The 17,737-nt window shown below is 71.4% G+C and carries 17 protein-coding genes; 12 read left to right on the top strand and 5 right to left on the bottom strand.

Annotated features, from left to right (window positions below; all coding sequences use genetic code 11):
* Positions 1-62: 62 nt before the first annotated feature.
* The 9 genes from HYQ63_RS04335 (at position 63) to HYQ63_RS04295 (ending at position 9,296) form a co-directional block, all read left to right on the top strand.
* Complete coding sequence (locus tag HYQ63_RS04335; protein ID WP_179932595.1) at positions 63-1,667, top strand: ABC transporter substrate-binding protein; 1,605 nt, start codon at positions 63-65, stop codon at positions 1,665-1,667.
* 3 nt (positions 1,668-1,670) lie between these two features.
* The gene (locus HYQ63_RS04330; RefSeq protein ID WP_179932594.1) at positions 1,671-2,600 is read left to right on the top strand and encodes an ABC transporter permease; all 930 of its coding nucleotides are present in this window, start codon (positions 1,671-1,673) and stop codon (positions 2,598-2,600) included.
* A gap of 3 nt (positions 2,601-2,603) precedes the next feature.
* On the top strand, positions 2,604-3,530 hold the full coding sequence (locus HYQ63_RS04325) for an ABC transporter permease (RefSeq protein WP_179932593.1): 927 nt from the start codon (positions 2,604-2,606) through the stop codon (positions 3,528-3,530).
* Entirely contained in the window at positions 3,530-4,396 is an 867-nt protein-coding gene (locus tag HYQ63_RS04320; protein WP_179932592.1) for an ABC transporter ATP-binding protein, read from the top strand. The genes HYQ63_RS04325 and HYQ63_RS04320 overlap by 1 nt, the downstream gene beginning before the upstream one ends.
* Positions 4,393-5,265 (top strand): ATP-binding cassette domain-containing protein, encoded by an 873-nt coding sequence (locus tag HYQ63_RS04315; RefSeq protein WP_179932591.1) that lies wholly within the window; start codon positions 4,393-4,395, stop codon positions 5,263-5,265. Before HYQ63_RS04320 ends, HYQ63_RS04315 begins: the two co-directional genes overlap by 4 nt.
* Entirely contained in the window at positions 5,262-6,281 is a 1,020-nt protein-coding gene (locus HYQ63_RS04310; RefSeq protein ID WP_218929543.1) for an aldo/keto reductase, read from the top strand. Before HYQ63_RS04315 ends, HYQ63_RS04310 begins: the two co-directional genes overlap by 4 nt.
* A 126-nt stretch (positions 6,282-6,407) precedes the next feature.
* Positions 6,408-7,658, top strand: a complete 1,251-nt coding sequence (locus HYQ63_RS04305) for an exo-alpha-sialidase (protein ID WP_257231599.1) — start codon at positions 6,408-6,410, stop codon at positions 7,656-7,658.
* Entirely contained in the window at positions 7,651-8,361 is a 711-nt protein-coding gene (locus tag HYQ63_RS04300; RefSeq protein WP_179932590.1) for an SDR family NAD(P)-dependent oxidoreductase, read from the top strand. Before HYQ63_RS04305 ends, HYQ63_RS04300 begins: the two co-directional genes overlap by 8 nt.
* A 137-nt stretch (positions 8,362-8,498) precedes the next feature.
* A complete protein-coding gene (locus HYQ63_RS04295; RefSeq protein ID WP_179932589.1) occupies positions 8,499-9,296 on the top strand; it encodes an endonuclease I family protein in 798 nt (265 codons plus the stop codon).
* Positions 9,297-9,308: 12 nt separating this feature from the next.
* Here HYQ63_RS04295 and HYQ63_RS04290 read toward each other — a convergent pair whose 3' ends face one another.
* The gene (locus tag HYQ63_RS04290; RefSeq protein ID WP_179932588.1) at positions 9,309-9,959 is read right to left on the bottom strand and encodes a ScbR family autoregulator-binding transcription factor; all 651 of its coding nucleotides are present in this window, start codon (positions 9,957-9,959) and stop codon (positions 9,309-9,311) included.
* A 167-nt stretch (positions 9,960-10,126) separates the two neighbouring features.
* Between HYQ63_RS04290 and HYQ63_RS04285 the strand changes: the two genes are divergently transcribed.
* Together HYQ63_RS04285 and HYQ63_RS04280 are read left to right on the top strand one after the other, a co-directional pair.
* Entirely contained in the window at positions 10,127-10,987 is an 861-nt protein-coding gene (locus HYQ63_RS04285; RefSeq protein WP_257231596.1) for a ScbA/BarX family gamma-butyrolactone biosynthesis protein, read from the top strand.
* A 287-nt stretch (positions 10,988-11,274) separates the two neighbouring features.
* Positions 11,275-11,952, top strand: a complete 678-nt coding sequence (locus HYQ63_RS04280) for an HAD family phosphatase (protein ID WP_179932586.1) — start codon at positions 11,275-11,277, stop codon at positions 11,950-11,952.
* Positions 11,953-11,978: 26 nt separating this feature from the next.
* Here the strand turns inward: HYQ63_RS04280 and HYQ63_RS04275 are convergent, their stop codons facing one another.
* The 4 genes from HYQ63_RS04275 to HYQ63_RS04260 all read right to left on the bottom strand — a co-directional run bounded on the left by HYQ63_RS04275 (position 11,979) and on the right by HYQ63_RS04260 (position 16,012).
* Positions 11,979-12,488, bottom strand: coding sequence for a hypothetical protein (locus HYQ63_RS04275; RefSeq protein ID WP_179932585.1), 510 nt, complete (start codon positions 12,486-12,488; stop codon positions 11,979-11,981).
* Between the two features lie 82 nt (positions 12,489-12,570).
* Positions 12,571-13,563: an SCO0930 family lipoprotein gene (locus tag HYQ63_RS04270; protein WP_179932584.1), complete on the bottom strand. Its 993-nt coding sequence runs from the start codon at positions 13,561-13,563 to the stop codon at positions 12,571-12,573.
* A 197-nt stretch (positions 13,564-13,760) separates the two neighbouring features.
* Entirely contained in the window at positions 13,761-15,275 is a 1,515-nt protein-coding gene (locus HYQ63_RS04265; protein ID WP_179932583.1) for an NADH-quinone oxidoreductase subunit NuoF family protein, read from the bottom strand.
* Positions 15,272-16,012 carry a hypothetical protein gene (locus HYQ63_RS04260; protein ID WP_257231595.1) on the bottom strand — a complete coding sequence of 247 codons (741 nt, stop codon included), beginning with the start codon at positions 16,010-16,012 and terminating at the stop codon, positions 15,272-15,274. The genes HYQ63_RS04265 and HYQ63_RS04260 overlap by 4 nt, the downstream gene beginning before the upstream one ends.
* A gap of 495 nt (positions 16,013-16,507) precedes the next feature.
* Between HYQ63_RS04260 and HYQ63_RS04255 the strand changes: the two genes are divergently transcribed.
* Entirely contained in the window at positions 16,508-17,686 is a 1,179-nt protein-coding gene (locus tag HYQ63_RS04255) for a CdaR family transcriptional regulator (protein WP_179932582.1), read from the top strand.
* Positions 17,687-17,737 lie beyond the last annotated feature (51 nt).

Here is a 17,737-nt window from a genome sequence, read left to right as displayed (position 1 = left end):
CCCCCGGTCCGAGCGGGTCGAGCGAGCCGGTCGCTCGCCTCAGAACCGCCGAGAGGTCAACGATGACCCGTATCCCCCAAGACCCGGACCGCAGCGGTCCGGACGTCCGCGGTCCGGACATCAGCCGCCGGGCCATGCTCCGCCTCGGAGCGGGCGCCTCCGCAGGTCTCGCCCTCGCCCCGCTCGCCGGGTGCGCGGGCCCCACCGGTGGCCCCGGCCCCGGCGCCATCAGCCTGGGGCTGAACCGTTCCCTGGTCAGCCTCGACAACAAGCTCAACCAGTTCGACGCGGCCGTCACGGTGCAGCGCGCGGTCCGCCAGGGCCTGACCCGGATGGGCAAGGGGCTCCTGCCGGAGCTGGTGCTCGCCGACCGCTTCGAGATGACCGAGCCCACCCGCTGGACGGTGCGGCTGCGGGACGGGGTGCGCTACTCCGACGGCAGCCCGGTCACCGTCAAGGACGTGGCGACCGCGCTGAAGATGTACTGGGGCGTCAACGGCTCGTTCATCGTCGGGCTCTTCCCCGAGCGGCCCGCCCTCGAGGCGGTGGACGAGCGCACGTTCCATCTGCACACCAAGCGCCCGGTCCCCATCCTCGACCAGCTGATGGCCAACATCCTCATCAGCCCGGCCGCCAAGAACCGGCCCGAGGAGCTGTCCGGCGGCGTCGGCTCCGGTCCGTACGTGGTCACCTCGGCGAACTCCGGCACCGGTGAATACGCGCTCGCCGCCAACGACCGGTACTGGGGACGGCGCCCCGCCACCCCAGGGGTGCGGGTCCGCTTCGTCCCCGAGGAGTCCAGCCGCGTGGTCGCCCTGCGCAGCGGCGAACTGGACGTCATCGACACCATCACCCCCGACTCGGCCGAGCAGTTGCGCGGGCTGCCCGGGGTGCGCCTCGACCGCACAACCGGCACCCGCGTCAACCAGCTGTTCTTCAACTTCCGCAAGCCCCACGGCCATCCGCTGGCCGACCCGCGGGTGCGCGAGGCGCTGAGCTACGCCATCGACGGGGAGTCCCTCGTCGACGATGTGCTCACCGGATCGGCCCAGCAGGCCGAGGGCGTGGTCCCGCTGGCCCTCAAGGGCGCGATACGCACCGGCGGTTACGTCCACGACCCCGGCAAGGCGCGCAAGCAGCTCGCCGCGCTCGGCCACCGTGACCTCAAGGTGAAGATCATCTGGGAGTCCGGGGAGTTCCCCGGCGACACCTCGGTGATGGAAGCCGTCCTGGAGATGCTGCGCGCCGTCGGAGTCCGCCCGACGCTCCAGCAGTTCGAACCCGGCGGCGACATCCAGCAGTGGCGGCAGGGCCGCCGCGGCGACTGGGACGTGCTCGGCAACGGCTTCTCCGTCCCCACCGGACACGCCAGCACCAGCCTCCAGGGCATGTACGGCGGCACCCCGGAGAAGGAGAAGACCCGCGACACCTACCAGGGCTACGTCTTCCCGAAGATCGCCGACCGGCTGGCCGACGCCTCCGCCGAGACCGACGAGAAGACGCGGAACGCCAAGCTCGCCGCCGTCCAGAAGGAGATCTGGAACACCCGCCCCTGCCTGTGGGCCTTCGTCCCCGACGTGGTGCTGGCCCGCCGCTCCCGGGTCCGGGACGTGCGGCTCCTCCAGCTCAACTGCTACGACCTCGCCGCCGTGCGCCTGGAGGGCTGAGCCGTGCCGCGCTATCTGATACGCCGCCTTGGCCAGAGCGTCCTGACCATCTTCCTGACCCTCTCCACCGTCTTCGTCCTGGTGCGCATGGCACCCGGCGACCCGGCCGCCGCCCTGGCCGGACCCAACCCCAGCACCGCGGACCTCGCCCGGATCCGTGAACAGTTCGGGCTGGACCAGAGCCTGCTCACCCAGTACGGCGTCTTCCTGCGCGATCTGTTCACCGGCGACCTCGGGACCAGCTACTCCTTCCACGCCCCCGCCTTCGACGTGGTGTTCGACCGGGTCCCCTACACCATCACCCTCGCCCTCTCCGCGATCCTGCTCACCACCCTGGTCGCCGTGCCGCTGGGGGTGTGGATGGCCCGCCGCGCCGACACCAAGCGCGAACTCGGCGCCAATGTGCTGACCATCGCCGGACAGTCCATGCCGGACTTCTGGATCGGCGTCATGCTGCTGACCGTCTTCGCCGTGCTGATGCCGGTCCTGCCCGCCTCCGGCTTCACCACCTGGAGCGGCCTGGTGCTGCCCACCATCACCGTGGCGACCCTTCAGATGGCGCTCATCTCCCGGCTGGTGCGGCGCGAGATGGTCGCGGCCCTCAGTTCGCCGTACGTCACCACGGCCCGCTCCCGCGGTGTCTCGGAGCGCGCCCTGACCTGGCGTTACGCCATGGGCAACTCCGCCATCCCGGTGCTCACCGCGCTCGGCACCCGGTTCGCCGCGATGCTCAACGGTGTCGTGGTGGTCGAGGTGGTCTTCGGCTGGCCCGGTGTCGGCTCGCTGGTCGTCCGCGCCCTGGAGACCCGCGACTACCCGCTGATCCAGGCGACCGTCCTGGTCACCGCCGCGCTGGCGGTCCTCGTCCAACTCCTCATCGACCTGGCCTACCCGCTGCTCGACCCGCGGGTACGCCTGGGAAAGGCGGCCTGAGACATGAAAGGCGCCCTCGAACCCCCGGCCCCCGCCGAGGCCACGCCCGCGGCCCGCCCCAGCCGGGTCACCGCCCGCGACCTGGCCCGCGCGACCGCCACCCGGCGCCGCCGCAGCGCGAGCCTGAAGCTGTGGACGGGCACGGTGTGCACCCTGTTGGTGGTGGTGCCCGTCGCCCTCGCGCAGCTGCTGCCGCTGCCCGGCGCGAACGACCAGGACCTCTCCCGGCGCCGGCTCCCCCCGCTGACCGACGGCCATCTCTTCGGCACCGACCAGCTCGGCCGCGACCTGCTCTCCCGGGTGCTGCACGGCGGCCAGGTGTCCCTGTCGATCGGTGTGCTCGCCGTCCTCGTCTCCGGCCTCATCGGCATCGTCGCGGGCGCCGCCGCCGGATACTTCGGCCGCTGGGTGGACGCGATCGTCTCCCGGCTGCTGGAGGCGCAGATGTCGCTGCCGCTGCTGATGATGCTGCTGCTCGTCGTCGCCCTGTTCGGCCCGTCCGTCACCGTCATCACCTGCGTGATCGCCATCGCCCAGTGGCCCGAGGTGGCCCGGCTGACCCGCTCGCTGGTGCTGGTCGAACGCGAGAAGCCGTACGTGGCCGCCGCCCGGGTGCTGGGGCTGCGCCAGATCGCCATCCTGGCCCGCCACATCATCCCCAACATCGTCCGCCAGGCGTCCCTGGTCGTCCTGCTGCTGCTCGCCCAGGCCGTCCTGCTGGAGAGCGCGCTCAGCTACCTCGGCGCCGGACCCCAGCGGCCGTTCGCCACCTGGGGGCGCATCATCTCCGACGGCCAGGACTACATCACCACCTCCTGGTGGCTGGTGACCCTGCCCGGCCTCGTCATCGCGCTGCTGGTGGTCGGGGTCAACCTGCTGGGCGACGGGCTGCGCGACCGTACCCGCCGACGTGCGACGGAGGGCTCCTGATGAGCGACGCGATCGTGACGAGCGACCGACAGGCCCCGCTGCTGGAGGTCGAGGACCTCCAGATCGAGCTGATCACCGACCGCGGCGTGGTCCGCGCGGTCGACGGCGTCGGCTTCACCCTCGCCGCGGGCGAGACCGTGACCCTCATCGGCGAGTCCGGCTCCGGCAAGTCCACCACCGCGATGGGCCTGCTGCGGCTGCTGCCCGAGGGGCTGGCCGTGCTGTCCGGCACCGCCCGTATCCAGGGCGTCGACGTCGTCGCCGACCCCCGCGCGGCCCGCCGGATCCGGGGCCGCGGCGTCTCCCTCATCCCACAGGACCCGATGACCGCGCTCAGCCCGGTGCACACCATCGGCCGCCAGCTCGGCGAGGCGCTGCGCATCCGCCACCCGGAGCTGTCCCGCGCCGACGCCCGCGCCCAGGGCATCGAACTGCTCGGCCGGGTACGGATCCCCCGCCCCGAGACCCGGTGGGGCGCCTACCCCCACCAGTTCTCCGGCGGCATGCTCCAGCGCGTCCTCATCGCCATCGCGCTCGCAGCCGACCCCGAGCTGCTGGTCGCCGACGAGCCGACCTCGGCGCTCGACGTCACCGTCCAGGCGGGCGTCCTCGACCTGCTGATGGAACTCCAGGAACGCACCGGCATCGGCATCCTCATGATCACCCACGATCTGGGGGTGGCCCGGCTGGTGTCCGACCGCATCCACGTCATGCGCGGCGGCCGCTTCGTGGAATCCGGCCCCGTCGAACAGATCGTGGAACACCCCGCCGAGGCGTACACCCGCGATCTGCTCGCCGCCGTCCCCACCTTGGGCCCCTGGGACGAGACCCCTGCCGCTCCTTCCGCAAAGGAGGCGTCGCTGTGAGCACACCCCTGTTGGCCGTCGAGGACCTGGTTGTCGAATACCCGGTCCCGGGCGGTGTGTTCCGCGCGGTGGACGGCGTCGGCTTCACCGTCGCGCCCGGCGGGGCGCTCGCCATCGTCGGCGAGTCCGGCTGCGGCAAGTCCACCATCGCCCGCTCCCTCGTCCGGCTGCTGCGCCCCACCGAGGGACGCATCCTGCTCGACGGCACCGACATCGCGTCGCTGCCCGAGCGGCGGCTGCGGCCGCTGCGGCGCCGGGTGCAGATGGTCTTCCAGGACCCGTACGGCTCACTGGACCCGCATCTGACCGCCGAGGAGATCGTGGCCGAGCCGCTGCGGCTGGCCGGGATGCGGTCCGCCGCCGAACGCGGCCGCCGGGCCGCCCAGCTGATCGACCAGGTGGGCCTGCCCACCAGCGCCCTCCAGCGCCGCCCGGCCGAGTTCTCCGGTGGCCAGCGGCAGCGGATCGGCATCGCCCGCGCCCTGGCCAGCGGGCCGGACCTGCTGGTCTGCGACGAGGCCACGTCCGCGCTGGACGTCTCCGTACAGGCCCAGGTGCTCCAGCTGCTGCGCGAACTCCAGGCCGAACGGAACCTCGCCTACATCGTCATCTCCCACAACCTCGGAGTGGTCCGCGAGATCAGCTCCGAGGTGGTGGTGATGCGCGGCGGGCGGATCGTCGAATCGGGACCGACCGCGGACGTGCTCGCCGCGCCCACCGAGCCGTACACCAGGGCGCTGCGGCGCGCGGCGCTCGACCCGGCGACGATGCGGGGGCGCAAACCGCGCGCACTGGTGTCCGCGATCGTGACCGACCAGGACCATGGCCATGGCCAGGACCATCACCGAACATCAGGAGCAACGCAGTGAACGCGCACGCGCAGACCCACACCACCTCCCAGGCGTCGCCCGGCGGGGTGACGGTGCCCGGGGCCCCGGTGCCGCTGTCCCGGCTGGTGCTGGGCACCATGACCTTCGGCGACACGGTGGACCGGGCGGGCGCCGAGGCGATGCTGGACGCCGCGCTCGACGCCGGGGTGACGGGCGTGGACACCGCCAACGCGTACGTCGGGGGCGTCACCGAAACCCTCCTCGCCGAGCTGCTGCCCGGCCGCCGCGACCGGATCGTCCTCGCCACCAAGGCCGGGATGCCGCACGCCGACGCCGGTGAGCACTCCCCGTTGTCCGCGCGCGGCATGCGCGCGGCCCTCGAAGGCAGCCTGCGCCGCCTCGGCACCGACCACGTCGACCTCTTCTACCTCCACCAGCCCGACCGCGCGACCCCGCTGGAGGAGACGCTGAGCACGGTCGCCGAGTTCGTCGCCGAGGGCAAGGTCCGCGCACTCGGCGTCTCCAACTACGCCGCCTGGCAGATCGCCGAACTGACCCACACCGCCGACCGGGTGGGCGCCCCGCGCCCGGTGGTGGCGCAGCAGCTGTACAACCTGCTGGCCCGGCGCATCGAGGAGGAGTACCGGGAGTACGCGGCCACCAGTGGCCTGCGCACGATGGTCTACAACCCGCTGGGCGGTGGCCTATTGACGGGGCGTCATGCCTTCGAGGAGACCCCCGAGACCGGCCGCTTCGGCGACTCCAAGCTCGCCGCGATGTACCGGCAGCGCTACTGGGACCCCCGCCTCTTCGAGGCGGTCCGCGACCTGGGGCGGATCGCGGACGAGGCGTCCATCCCGCTGACCGACCTGTCGCTGCGCTGGCTGCTGGGCCGCGATGGCGTGGACGCCCTGCTGCTGGGCGGCTCCCGGATCGAGCATCTGCGCGCCAACCTGGCGGCGGCCGCCGCGGGTCCGCTGCCGGAGGACGTGGTGGCGGCGTGCGACGAGGTGGGCGCCCGGCTGAGGGGCCCGATGCCCGCGTACAACAGGTAAGCCCGTGGACTTTCCCCACCCCGCCCCTTCCCGAACCGGGGGCCCCGCCCCCGGGCCCCCGAACGCCCCGGGCGTGTCCCGTGGGGCCGGGTGCCGGGGGAGGGCCAGGGCGGGGAGCCCCGGCCGATGACGTACACCAGTACCACCGCACACCACGAGGAGCCCGGCGCCATGACCGCCGACCATGACACCGCGATACCGCTGACGGACGGGCGGCTCCGGCCGCGGCCGGGCGACCCGGCGCGCCAGGAGGCGTTCCTGCCCGCACCCGCCGTCCAGAACCACGCCGCCAACCTGACCGTGCTGCCCGGCGGCGACCTCGGCTGCGTATGGTTCGGCGGCACCCAGGAGGGCGTGCCGGACATCTCCGTGTGGTTCTCCCGGCTGGCCCCCGGCTCCGACACCTGGTCGGAGCCGGTCCGGCTGTCCGACGATCCGGCGCGCTCGGAGCAGAACCCGCTGCTGTTCCCCACCCCGGCCGGTGAGCTGTGGCTGCTCTACACCGCCCAGCAGGCGGGCAACCAGGACACCGCGGAGGTCCGGGTCCGGGTGTCGGACGACAACGGGGACACCTGGGGCGCGCCGCGCACCCTCTTCCCGGCCACCGGCGGGGGCGGGGTGTTCATCCGTCAGCCGATCGCGGTCCTGGACGGCGGGCGGTGGCTGCTGCCGGTGTTCCACTGCGTGTCCACCCCCGGCGCCAAGTGGGTCGGCGACCATGACACCAGCGCGGTGATGCTCAGCGACGACGAGGGCCGCACCTGGCGGGAGCGGCCCGTGCTGGGCTCCACCGGCTGTGTGCACATGAACGTCCACCCGCTCCCGGACGGCACGCTGCTGGCCCTGTTCCGCAGCCGCTGGGCCGACGCGGTGTACCGCTCGCACAGCACGGACGGCGGGGAGAGCTGGAGCGAGCCGGAGCCCACCGAGCTGCCCAACAACAACTCCTCCGTCCAGTACGTCCCGCTCGGCGACGGACGGCTGGCGTTGGTGTACAACCACAGCAGCCGCGCGGACGCGACGGCCCGCCGGGTCTCGCTGTACGACGAGATCGACGACGACGGACAGGCGGGCGATTCCCCGGCCGCCGCACCCGCGCAACCAGAAGACACGGCCGGCGCCTTCTGGGGCGCGCCCCGGGCGCCGATGACCCTCGCGCTGTCCGCCGACGGCGGCCGCACCTGGCCCGTACGGCGCGATCTGGACGTGGGCGACGGACACTGCCTGACCAACAACTCACGCGACCGGCTCAACCGGGAGCTGTCGTATCCCACCATCCGGCAGACCCCGGACGGCACGCTGCACATCGCGTACACGTACCACCGCCAGGCCATCAAGTACGTCCGCGTCAGCCCGGACTGGGCGGCCGATGACTGAGCCCCCGGCCGAGCCCCGCCACCGTCACGCCGTGGTCACCGGCGTCAGCTCCGGCATCGGCGCCGCCATCGCCACCCGGCTGCTGGACGAGGGGTGGCGGGTCACCGGGATCAGCCGTACGGCCCCGCCGCACGGGCACGACCGGCTGCGCTGGCTCCCGGCCGACCTGGCCCGGCCGGAGGAGCTGCCGGAGGCGCTCACCCCGATGGACGAGGACGGCCCGCTGGACGCCCTCGTGCACGCGGCGGGCGTCCAGCGCTCCGCCCGGCTGGGAGAACTGGACGCCGAGGACGGGTCCCTCATGTGGCGCATCCACGTCCAGGCGGCGACCGTCCTGGCGGACGCGCTGGTGGACCGGGTCCGGGACGGCGGCCGGGTGGTGCTGGTGGGCAGCCGGACGATGACCGGCGTCCCGGGCAAGAGCCAGTACGCGGCCACCAAGGCGGCGCTGACGGGCCTGGCCCGGTCCTGGGCGGCCGAACTGGCGCCGCGCGGGATCACCGTGAACGTGGTGGCGCCGGGGCCGACGGACACCCCGATGCTGCGGGACCCGGGCCGCAGCCGTACCCCGCCCGTCCTTCCGCCGCTCGGTCGGCTCGTACGCCCCGAGGAGGTGGCCGGGCTGACGTCGTTCCTGCTGGGCCCGGAGGGCGGTGCGGTGACCGGCCAGACGCTGGTGATGTGCGGGGGCGCCTCGCTGTGACGGCCGGGTCCAGGGTCCTGATTCGGTCATGGCCCTGACACGGAATCTCTTCATGATGTTCACCATTGGACGATCCTGTGTCTGACACGCTTTCGGGGATCGAACAACGGTCGTAAATCGGGGAGAGGACACCACACATGACCCGTGTGACCCGCTGGAAATCCCTGGCACTGCTGGCCGGCGTCGTGACGGTCGCCGTCACGGCGCAGACCCCGGCCACCGCGGTACCCACCAGCACGGCGTACGACGACACGTACTACAAGGACGCGATAGGCAAGACCGGGGAGCCGCTGAAGGACGCCCTGAACCAGATCATCAGCAGGGACGTCAGCAAGCTCTCGTACGACGAGGTCTGGGACGCCCTCAAGAAGACCGACGAGGACCCGGACAACTCCGCCAACGTCATCCTGCTCTACACCGGCCGGTCCCAGAGCAAGGACTCGAACGGCGGAAACGCCGACGACTGGAACCGCGAACACGTCTGGGCGAAGTCGCACGGCGACTTCGGCACGTCCACCGGGCCCGGCACGGACATCCACCATCTGCGCCCGACCGACGTCTCGGTCAACAGCACGCGTGGCAACAAGGACTTCGACGAGGGCGGCTCGGAGGTGGGGGAGGCGCCGGGCAACCGCACCGACGACGACTCCTTCGAGCCCCGTGACCAGGTCAAGGGCGATGTGGCCCGGATGATCCTGTACATGTCGGTCCGCTACGAGGGTGGCGAGGGGTTCCCCGACCTGGAGCCCAACGACAAGGTCGACAACGGCAGCCAGCCCTATATGGGACGGCTCTCCGTGCTGAAGAAGTGGAACGACGAGGACCCGCCGGACGCCTTCGAGAAGAAGCGCAACCAGGTCATCTACGACGACTTCCAGCACAACCGGAACCCGTTCATCGACCACCCGGAGTGGGTCGCCGAGATCTGGAAGTAGCCCGGCCCCCGGTCACGCGCCCCGGGCCGCCGCCAGCAGCTCGGCGGTGTGTCCGGGGTGTCCGGGGGCGGCCCGCAGCGAGGGCAGCAGCAGGGTCCACAGTTCGCCCAGATGGTCCTCGACGAGCCGCCGCCCGTCGAGGGCCTCGGACACCGTGTGCAGGCCGAAGAAGGCACACACGATGCTCCGGGCCGCGGGCAGCGGATCGACGTGGGCGGCCAGCTCGCCCTCGCCGTGGGCCCGTTCCAGCATGGCCCCGACGGCGTCGATCCAGCCGATGAACGGGGGCGGGAAGGGTGCCGCGATCAGGGAGCGCTCGGTCCACAGCCGGGCCCCCGCCCGTACCACGATGTCATCGCGGAAGGCGCGGGCCACCGCGAAGCTGAGCCGGACGAGCTGCTCCAGGGCGGGCACGTGGAGCCCGGTGTGCCGGTCGATCAGGGGCGGCCAGGTGGCGAAGTGTTCCTGCACCACGGCGAGGGCGAGTCTTTCCTTGCTGGTGTAGTGGAAGTAAATGGCGCCGCTGGTGTGACCCGAACGGGCGGTGATGTCGCTGATGCTCGTTCCCGCGTATCCGCGTTCGTCGAAAAGGGATGCGGCCGCTTCCAGAAGAGACCGGCGTGTTTGTTCGGCCCGTTCTTGCACGTGTTCGTCGTCCTTCATCAGCCGGTCCGGTGTGACGGAGTGAACTTAGCGGACTTTCGGCCGCTGATGGTGATGAGGACAGACAGGTCAAACATTATTAGTATTTTATGGTGATCGTTCGCGAGGCTCGCGGCCTTTCGGAGCCGACCGGTCCCACCGGTCGGCCGCTCAGCTGGTCCCGCACCGTGGCACGTGAGGCCGTGCACCGGGTCTCGGTGGCCGAGGTGCTGCTCACCGACGTCCGTACGCTGGGTGACGGACGGTTCGAGGCGGCCGCCCAGTGGCCCCGGTCCCATCCGACGTTCCCGCACGGCGGGGACGGTCGGCACCATCCGCTGATGATCGCCGAAACGCTGCGCGAACTGGGGATCTACATCCCCACCCGGTACTACGCCGTGCCCGCGGGCGCACACTTCCTGATCCGCGACCTGTCCTTCCGGCTCGACCCGGAGGCCGAGCCCCGCGCCCCGCACGGGGCGACCGACATCACCTGCCGGATCGCGGTGACGGACGTCCGCACCGCGCAGCCCACCGGGCGGTTCGTGTCCGGGATGCGGCTCGACGTCGGCCTGTGGGCGGGTGGCCGGATCTTCGCACGGGCCGGGGGCACCGCCCGCTTCCTCGACGGCACGGCCTACGCGGAGACCCGCTCCGCACACTCGGGCCAGACCGCGAGGCGCCGACTGCGTGCCGCCGTACGGCCCTCACCAGCGCAGTTGGGCGTGCCGGCGGCCCGGGACGTGCTGGTGGTGCGGGACGGGGGAGTGGTGTACCTGGATCCCGCGGACCCCCGCCACCCGTTCTTCTTCGACCACTGGAGCGACCATGTGCCGGGGCTGGTGCTGCTGGAGGGCGCCCGGCAGGCCGCGGCGCTGGCCACCGGGGGCCTGCTGATCCGGCCCCTGGCCTGCCGGATGAAGGCGATCCGGTTCACCGAGTCCCATCCGCCCGCCGTGGTCGAGTGCGTCTCCCACGGCAGAACGTGTGTCTTCCGGCTGCGCCAGGCGGACATCTGCACGGCGGTCGGTGTGCTCCAGTACGGCTGACCGCACACCAGGACGACGAACGCCCCGAGCGACGAACACAGCGAGCTACGAACGTACTGAGCGACGAACAAATCGCCGACGCTCGGTGACACCTTGCTTACCTGGAGTCATCTCACTAACGTAGTGATCGTTATGTTTCGGGCAGGCAATTCTCCGCCTGTACGGCTTTCCCATGCCGCATCCGGCATTCCGCGCGCAGCGCCCGCCCAGAAATTCACCGCGCTGCTCCCCGTGGCTACAGGCACACCCTGCGCCGATTCCCCCATCTCTCCTGGAACGGCAGGCAGATGACAGCAGAAACGCTTCTCGCATGGACCCCCGCCGCCATCGTCTTCGACTGTGACGGCACTCTGATGGACTCCGAACGGCACTGGGAAGAGGCTCGCGAAGTGGTGCTCGCGGACTACGGGGCCGTCTGCGACGAGGAGTTCGCGCGGCGCACCAAGGGCCTCCACTACACCGAATGCGGCCGCATGATGGCCGAATTCGCCGGACTTCCCGATCTCGCCGACGAGATGACCCGGCAGCTGCTGAGCGCATTCCGCAGACTGGTCGCGGAAAACCCGGTCACCATGCCGGGTGCGGCCGAACTCGTCCACAAGGCGGCGGCGTTCGCACCGCTGGCCGTGGCGAGCAACTGCCCGCGCGACGTGGTCGAGGACGGGCTCTCCAAGGCCGGGCTGCTGCGCTACTTCGACCATGTGCTGGTCCCCGGCGGGGAAGTGCGGCCCAAACCCCACCCCGATGTGTATCTGGCGGCCGCCCGCCTGTGCGGTGCGGCCCCCGGTGACGCGCTCGCGGTGGAGGACTCCCACTGCGGCTTCCTGTCCGCCTCCCGGGCCGGGCTGAGGGTGCTCGGCGTGGGACCGCGCAAACCCGTCGACGAACGTCCGCCGGTGGATCTGTGGGTCTCCACGCTCGCCGACCCCGATCTGCTCAAGTGGGCCGATTCCCGGGCGGCTTGAGCCCCGAGCGAGGGTCCGGGCACCGGTCAGTCCATCTTCATCCCGTCGTGCTTCATGCCCCCGTCGTGGGACCCGGAACCGCCCTGGGACTTCGACCCACCGTGGTGCACCGAGCCCTGCTCGATGGCCCCGCCGAGCTTCGCGCGCAGGGGCTTGAGGGATCCCGAGGACTGACCGGTGACCGACCAGCGGGCGCCGACCAGATACATGCCCCCGTAGTCCTTCGAGGTGTTCAGCCAGTCCTTCTGACCCTTCGCGGTGGCGAAGGTGACCATGGTGTACCGGTCGCCCTTGCTGGACTGGCAGGAGCCCTGGCGCAGTTCGTCCGCCTCGGTGACGATGGTCGCCTTGCAGCCGATGGCGTCGGCGATCTGCGTCAGAGCCGCGGGCTTGCCCGGCTTCCCCAGCTCCTTGGCGGCGTGCGCCTTCTCCTTCTTCTTGCCGTCCGCATGGCTGCTTCCGCCGCAGCCGCTCACCAGGCCGCCCGCACAGAGCAATGCCGCACCGAGCGCCGCGGCACGGAGTACGCGTGACACTTCAACCCTCCCGTCGACGTCCGGCGGGGAGCCCGAAGCGCCGCCGCTCCGGGCCCCCGTCGGGATGGACCATCATGCCGTCTTACTGGGTCACTTTCTTGCCCTTGTCGTCGAGCGCGAACCAGGTGCCCTTGACGCCCTGGCCGTTGGTGTCGCCGGGCTTCTTGTCCCCGGCGAAGGTGTAGAGCAGCCAGCAGTCGAAGGCGGCCTGCTTGGTGCCGTCGGGGCGGGTGAAGGAGGTCACCTTCGAGGCGTCCACCCCGGAGACCTTGGTGGTGTCGATGGCCTTGACCGGCTTCCACTTGTCCAGGCAGGCGGCGTCGACGCAGGCCGTCTTCATCGGCCACGCGCTGTCCTTGTCGAACCGGTAGACGGTCATGCCCTCGCCGTTCACCATGATCTTGCCGAGGTCGGCGTTGTTGTTGACCATCAGCTCCAGGGCGCCGCCACCGGCCTTCTTGCCGGCCGGCTTCCCGTCCGGGGCCAGCGCGTTCCAGGTGCCGCCCACGCCCTGGCCCTTGGTGTCGCCCGCCTTGGTGTCGCCCGCGTAGCGGTAGACCGGCCAGCCCTCCAGGGTCAGCTGCTCGCTGCCGTCGGCGCGCTTGACCTTGCCGAGCTTCTTGGAGTCGATGCCCGCACCGGCCGTGGCGTCGTCCGCGGGCACCGGCGGCCACTTGGTGGCGCACGCGTCGTTGCAGTTGGACTTGGCCGGCTTCGGGGTGTCCTCGTCGAACCGGTAGAGGGTCATACCGGCGCTGTCGGAGACGAACTTGCCGAGCTTGGCGTCGCTCTTGACCGCGAGCTCCTTCGCCGGGCCCGTCTTGCTCCCGCTGCCCGCCTCGCCGCTGCCCGCCGCCGCGCCGGTGTCACCGTACCCGCCGGTCGCGCCGGCCCCCGCGGCCGCCGCGCCCGCACCCGCCGACGCCGAAGCACCCGCACTCGCCGTCTGGCTGCTGCCACCCACGGGCTGGACGTTCGCGCTGCCCGCGGAGGTGTCATTGCTGCCACACGCCGCCGTCAGCATGACCATCGCCGCGGACACTCCCGCGAATGCGATCTGACGCCGCTTCTCCATGACCACTCCCTGCGAAATCCTTATCGGTGTCCGGCGGTGAAGGCGCCGACACCATGCCCATACGGAGCCCGCGCCGAGGGACGTTCAGCCAGTTAAAAATTTGTCACCAGACGCAAAAAACGCTGGATACGAGGGCGCACAAACAAGCGACGGCCGTTGCGCAACGGCCGTCGCGGGAGGGGGACTTCGAAGGCGGGCTACTCCTCGATGCGCAGCGCCAGCGCGGGGCACCGGCGCACCGCGCGCACCGCCTGTCCGCGCAGCTGACGGGGCACATCCATCCGGGCGGAGGACGGATATCCGTCGATGCCGAGCGTCAGCACCTCGGGCGGCAGGATGTCCGCGCACAGCCCGTGGCCCTGGCACAGCGACCAGTCCACCAGGAGCTTCTCCATCGGGCCCCGCTGCTGCCGCTCCCCGCGCGGCGGGGCGGACGTCGGCCCGGGCGGCAGGGCCAGCGGCTGGGACTCCTCGGGCAGCGGCAGGACACCCATGGTGGGCCGCCCGCAGCCCGCGCCGCGTGCATGGGACTCGAACTCCTCGGGGAACGCGTCCAGCGCGGTGGTCACGAAGCCGGCCGTACCGTCGGGGTGGCTGCACGCGCCGCGCTTGCGCACCGAGTTGATGTACGCGCGCACATTGTCGATGGCCGACTGCCCGCCACCCCGCTCCACCTGGCCGATCGCGTCCGCGAGCGCGGGCAGCCCGATGAAGCAGGGACCGCACTGACCGGCCGTCTCGGCGGCCAGCCAGCGGGCCACCCGCGAGGTCTCGCCGAGCGGGCAGGTGTCCTCGGGGATGGGCAGCACCGCGCCCGCACCCAGCCGCGCGCCGTGCTTCTTCATGGACTCGCGCGAGATGGTGGTGGCGTTGATGCTCTTCGGGTCCAGCCACTTGCCGTGGTAGCCGCCCACCAGCACGCCCTGGCCGGGGGTGAGCCCGCACAGCTCCAGGACGTAGGTCAGCGGCACTCCGGTCGGCGTCTCCATCACGTACTTGCCGCCGACCGTCAGCAGTGTCGTGCCCGGCTCGGTGGGCAGCCCCACCGAGCGGTACGGCAGGGCGCCCATCCGCGCCGCGACGGCGAGCTGGGCATAGGTCTCGGTGTTGGACAGCAGGGTGGGCAGCCCGCCGAGACCGTTCTCGCTGGACCGGATCTTCCGGCCGTTGGGGATGGCCGGGGCGCCGCTGATGCCGTTGATGACGGCACCGCCCTCACCGGCCACGAACCGGTCGGGCGTGAGGGTGACCGACACCGGGACGCCGCTGGGGCCGCGTTCGGCCACGGCGGCGTTCAGTGACTCCTCGACGTCCGCCCGGTGCACCGCGATGGCGACCTCCTCGGCGCCGATCGCCTCGGCGGCCAGGGTGGCACCGTCGATGACCAGGTGCGGGGTGTGCAGCAGCAGCGCGGTGTCCTTGAGACAACTCGGCTCGCCCTCACTGCCGTTGACCACCACGTTGCAACGGCCGCCCGCGCGGCCGGCCGCCTCGACGACCGCGCTGACCTTCTTGGCGAAGGGGAAACCGGCCCCGCCGCGCCCGCGGAGATCGATGTTCTCCGCGAGCGCGACGAGTTCGTCCGCCCTCAGGGCGGGCATCGTGCCGTGCACCGTCAGGTGGCCGACCCGGTCGAGCCGGTACGCCTCGTCCAGCCCGGCCAGCAGCCGGGGCGGATCGACACAGGCCAGCCTGGGTTTTGTCTTGATCACCGGTCCCACCCACGGGAGGCACCGAGTGATGCACCGTCCCGCCGGCCCGAGTCGGCCGAGCGGGGCCGCGGCACGGTGGGCGCGGCGCGCCGGGTGCGGCCTTCCTGAAGGCCGCGGGCGGGCGGGTTCCTCACCGAGATGCCGTCCCCTCGATCGTCGTCCTGGCTGCGCCGGGCTGCGAGCCGCATCCACAGCGCGATGGCCACCCCGGCCAGAGCCGCGATGTAGCCGTACGTCGCCCAGATCTTGGCCTCACGTCCGGCCTTCAGACCATGGACCAGCGCGAGGCCCCAGGCAGGGTAGGCGCCCACATGGAGTGCCCGCCACCACCGGTACCGCCAGCGGGAGTTGCCCGCGGCGGCGAACGAGCTGCGGACCGCTCCGGTCACCGCTGCGATGACGAAGAGGTAACCGGCAATGGTTCCGAGCCCGATCAGCACCGGCTGCTTTGCGTCAGCGAACGGTAACACGATCGAAGCTGCGTTCGTGTGGCTCTCGGCGACCTTCACCCAGATGTGAAGGCCGAGAAACAGGAGGCCGGCGACCGCGGCCGCCCGGTGGATGCCCTGGGCGATGAGCCGGTGGTTCGAGTGCAGGATCAGTTGGTCGGTCGCGGCGAGCCCCCACAGCACCGCGGAGCTGAGGCAGACCAGGGCGAGCACCCCGGCGCCGAAGTCGAGGAACGCGAAAGTCTGGCTGAAAGCGCCGGCGTTGTACGTCACGATGAGGGACAGCACGACGGTCGCGACGATAGCGTAGATGCGGATGTTCCGGGACCACCCGATACCGGGCTGGTCCCGCCGAGTCCGGCGAGCGGCTCGTCGTCCTCCAGGTGCTTGGCGTCCCCCGTGGCGCCCCTGTGAGGGAGAAGGCGTTTGGGACATGGACATGGAGCCTCCCGATCGCGCGTGTTCCGCGCGGATGACGAGATACGTCAAAGTCGTCTTGGGGGCAGCAGCTTCTCGGAACTACACGTGATCTCCATAAGATTTGTCGTAACGTGACAACTTCTCGTGTATGAACACTGCCCAGACCGTCTTCGGCTGATCCACTGTCATCCCGATGGCAAAGACCCGGCAAAGCGCCGGGACCGGTAGGGGCGGGGGTCCTCTATGAGGTAGCGGAGGACCCTCGACTCCCTTTCCGGACCGGATGAGCCGGAGACGGAGGCAACCTCCACGGGTCCGACCGACCCCCCAACGGTCGGACCTCCCCCCGGCAAGAACGAGGTAATGATGGGCGAACTGGTGAACCGCATCTGGTCCCGCCCCCGTGGCGAGTGGACCCGCGTGCTGCGCAATGAGCTCCCGTCCCTGGCCGACGAGGTGATCGAGAACCTCCGGCACAGAATCCCGGGATTCGCCGACCTTCTGGAGGACACTGAGCGTGAAAAGGTCCGCTGGGAAGTCGAGCAGACTCTCCTGGCGGCGCTCGGCTACCGGAAGCCGGGCGAGGAGGGCGCCGGGACACCGGCCCTCTCCGACGCCGCTTACGGCGAGGAGACGCCCACCGACATACCGCCCGAGCGGGCCCGGCGCGACCTGTTCGAGGCCCTGGTCGGCGAAGTCTCGGTATCCGAGCGGACGTTGGCCGAGCTGTCCCGGGCGGCCCGCTGGCCGCTGCCGGAGACGGTCCAGGCCATCGCCCTGCCCACTCCGGGCGAGGCACCGCCACTGGCCTCCGTGCTGGGAGACACCCTCATCGGTGCCGTCGGCGACGAGCTGTGCCTGCTGATCCCCGACCCGGACGCGGACTCCGACCCCGTCCCCGACCAGGGCACGGAGCGGCTCCAGGACGGCGAACGGGACCCGGACCGGGAAGCCCCCGTGGACCCCGGCACCCGTGGCGCACTGGAAGCCGCGCTGCGCGGCCGGACCGCCGCCGTCGGCCATGTGGTGCCGCTGAACGACGCGGCGTCATCGGTCCGTTGGGCCCGTCGGCTGCTGACCATGGCCCCCGGCCGTGGCGGGCCCGAACCCCGGGTGCTCTTCGTCGACGACCACCTGTCGATGCTGCTGCTGCTCCAGGACGAGTCCCTCGTCAGGGCGCTGGCCGCGCGCTGGCTCAAGCCGCTGGTCGGGCTGACCCCCCGGCAGAGCGAACGGCTCCAGATGACCCTGCTGGCCTGGCTTGAGGGCGGTGGCGCTCCCGAGGCCGCCAAGGCGCTGAAGGTGCATCCGCAGACCGTGCGATACCGGCTGCGCCAGATAGAGAAGCTCTTCGGCCCGGGCCTGCGTGACCCGCGAATACGGTTCGAGTTGGAGATGGCGTTGCGCGGCCGCAGGCTGATGGCGCAGATGGACCGCATCCGGCGCCATGCGTCCCGGGTGAGCCGACGACCCCGCACCGGCGCTGCCCCAGGCGTCCGTCCGCTGGGAATCGCCCGGGAGGCCCGCGTCAACGGACTCTGACCACCGACGAACACACCGGCACCACCCAGGACTGCCGATCGCGATGGCGCG

The sequence above is a fragment of the Streptomyces sp. Rer75 genome (assembly GCF_013414305.1).
GTDB lineage: Bacteria > Actinomycetota > Actinomycetes > Streptomycetales > Streptomycetaceae > Streptomyces > Streptomyces himastatinicus.
This window is presented reverse-complemented; position numbering and strand designations above follow the sequence as displayed.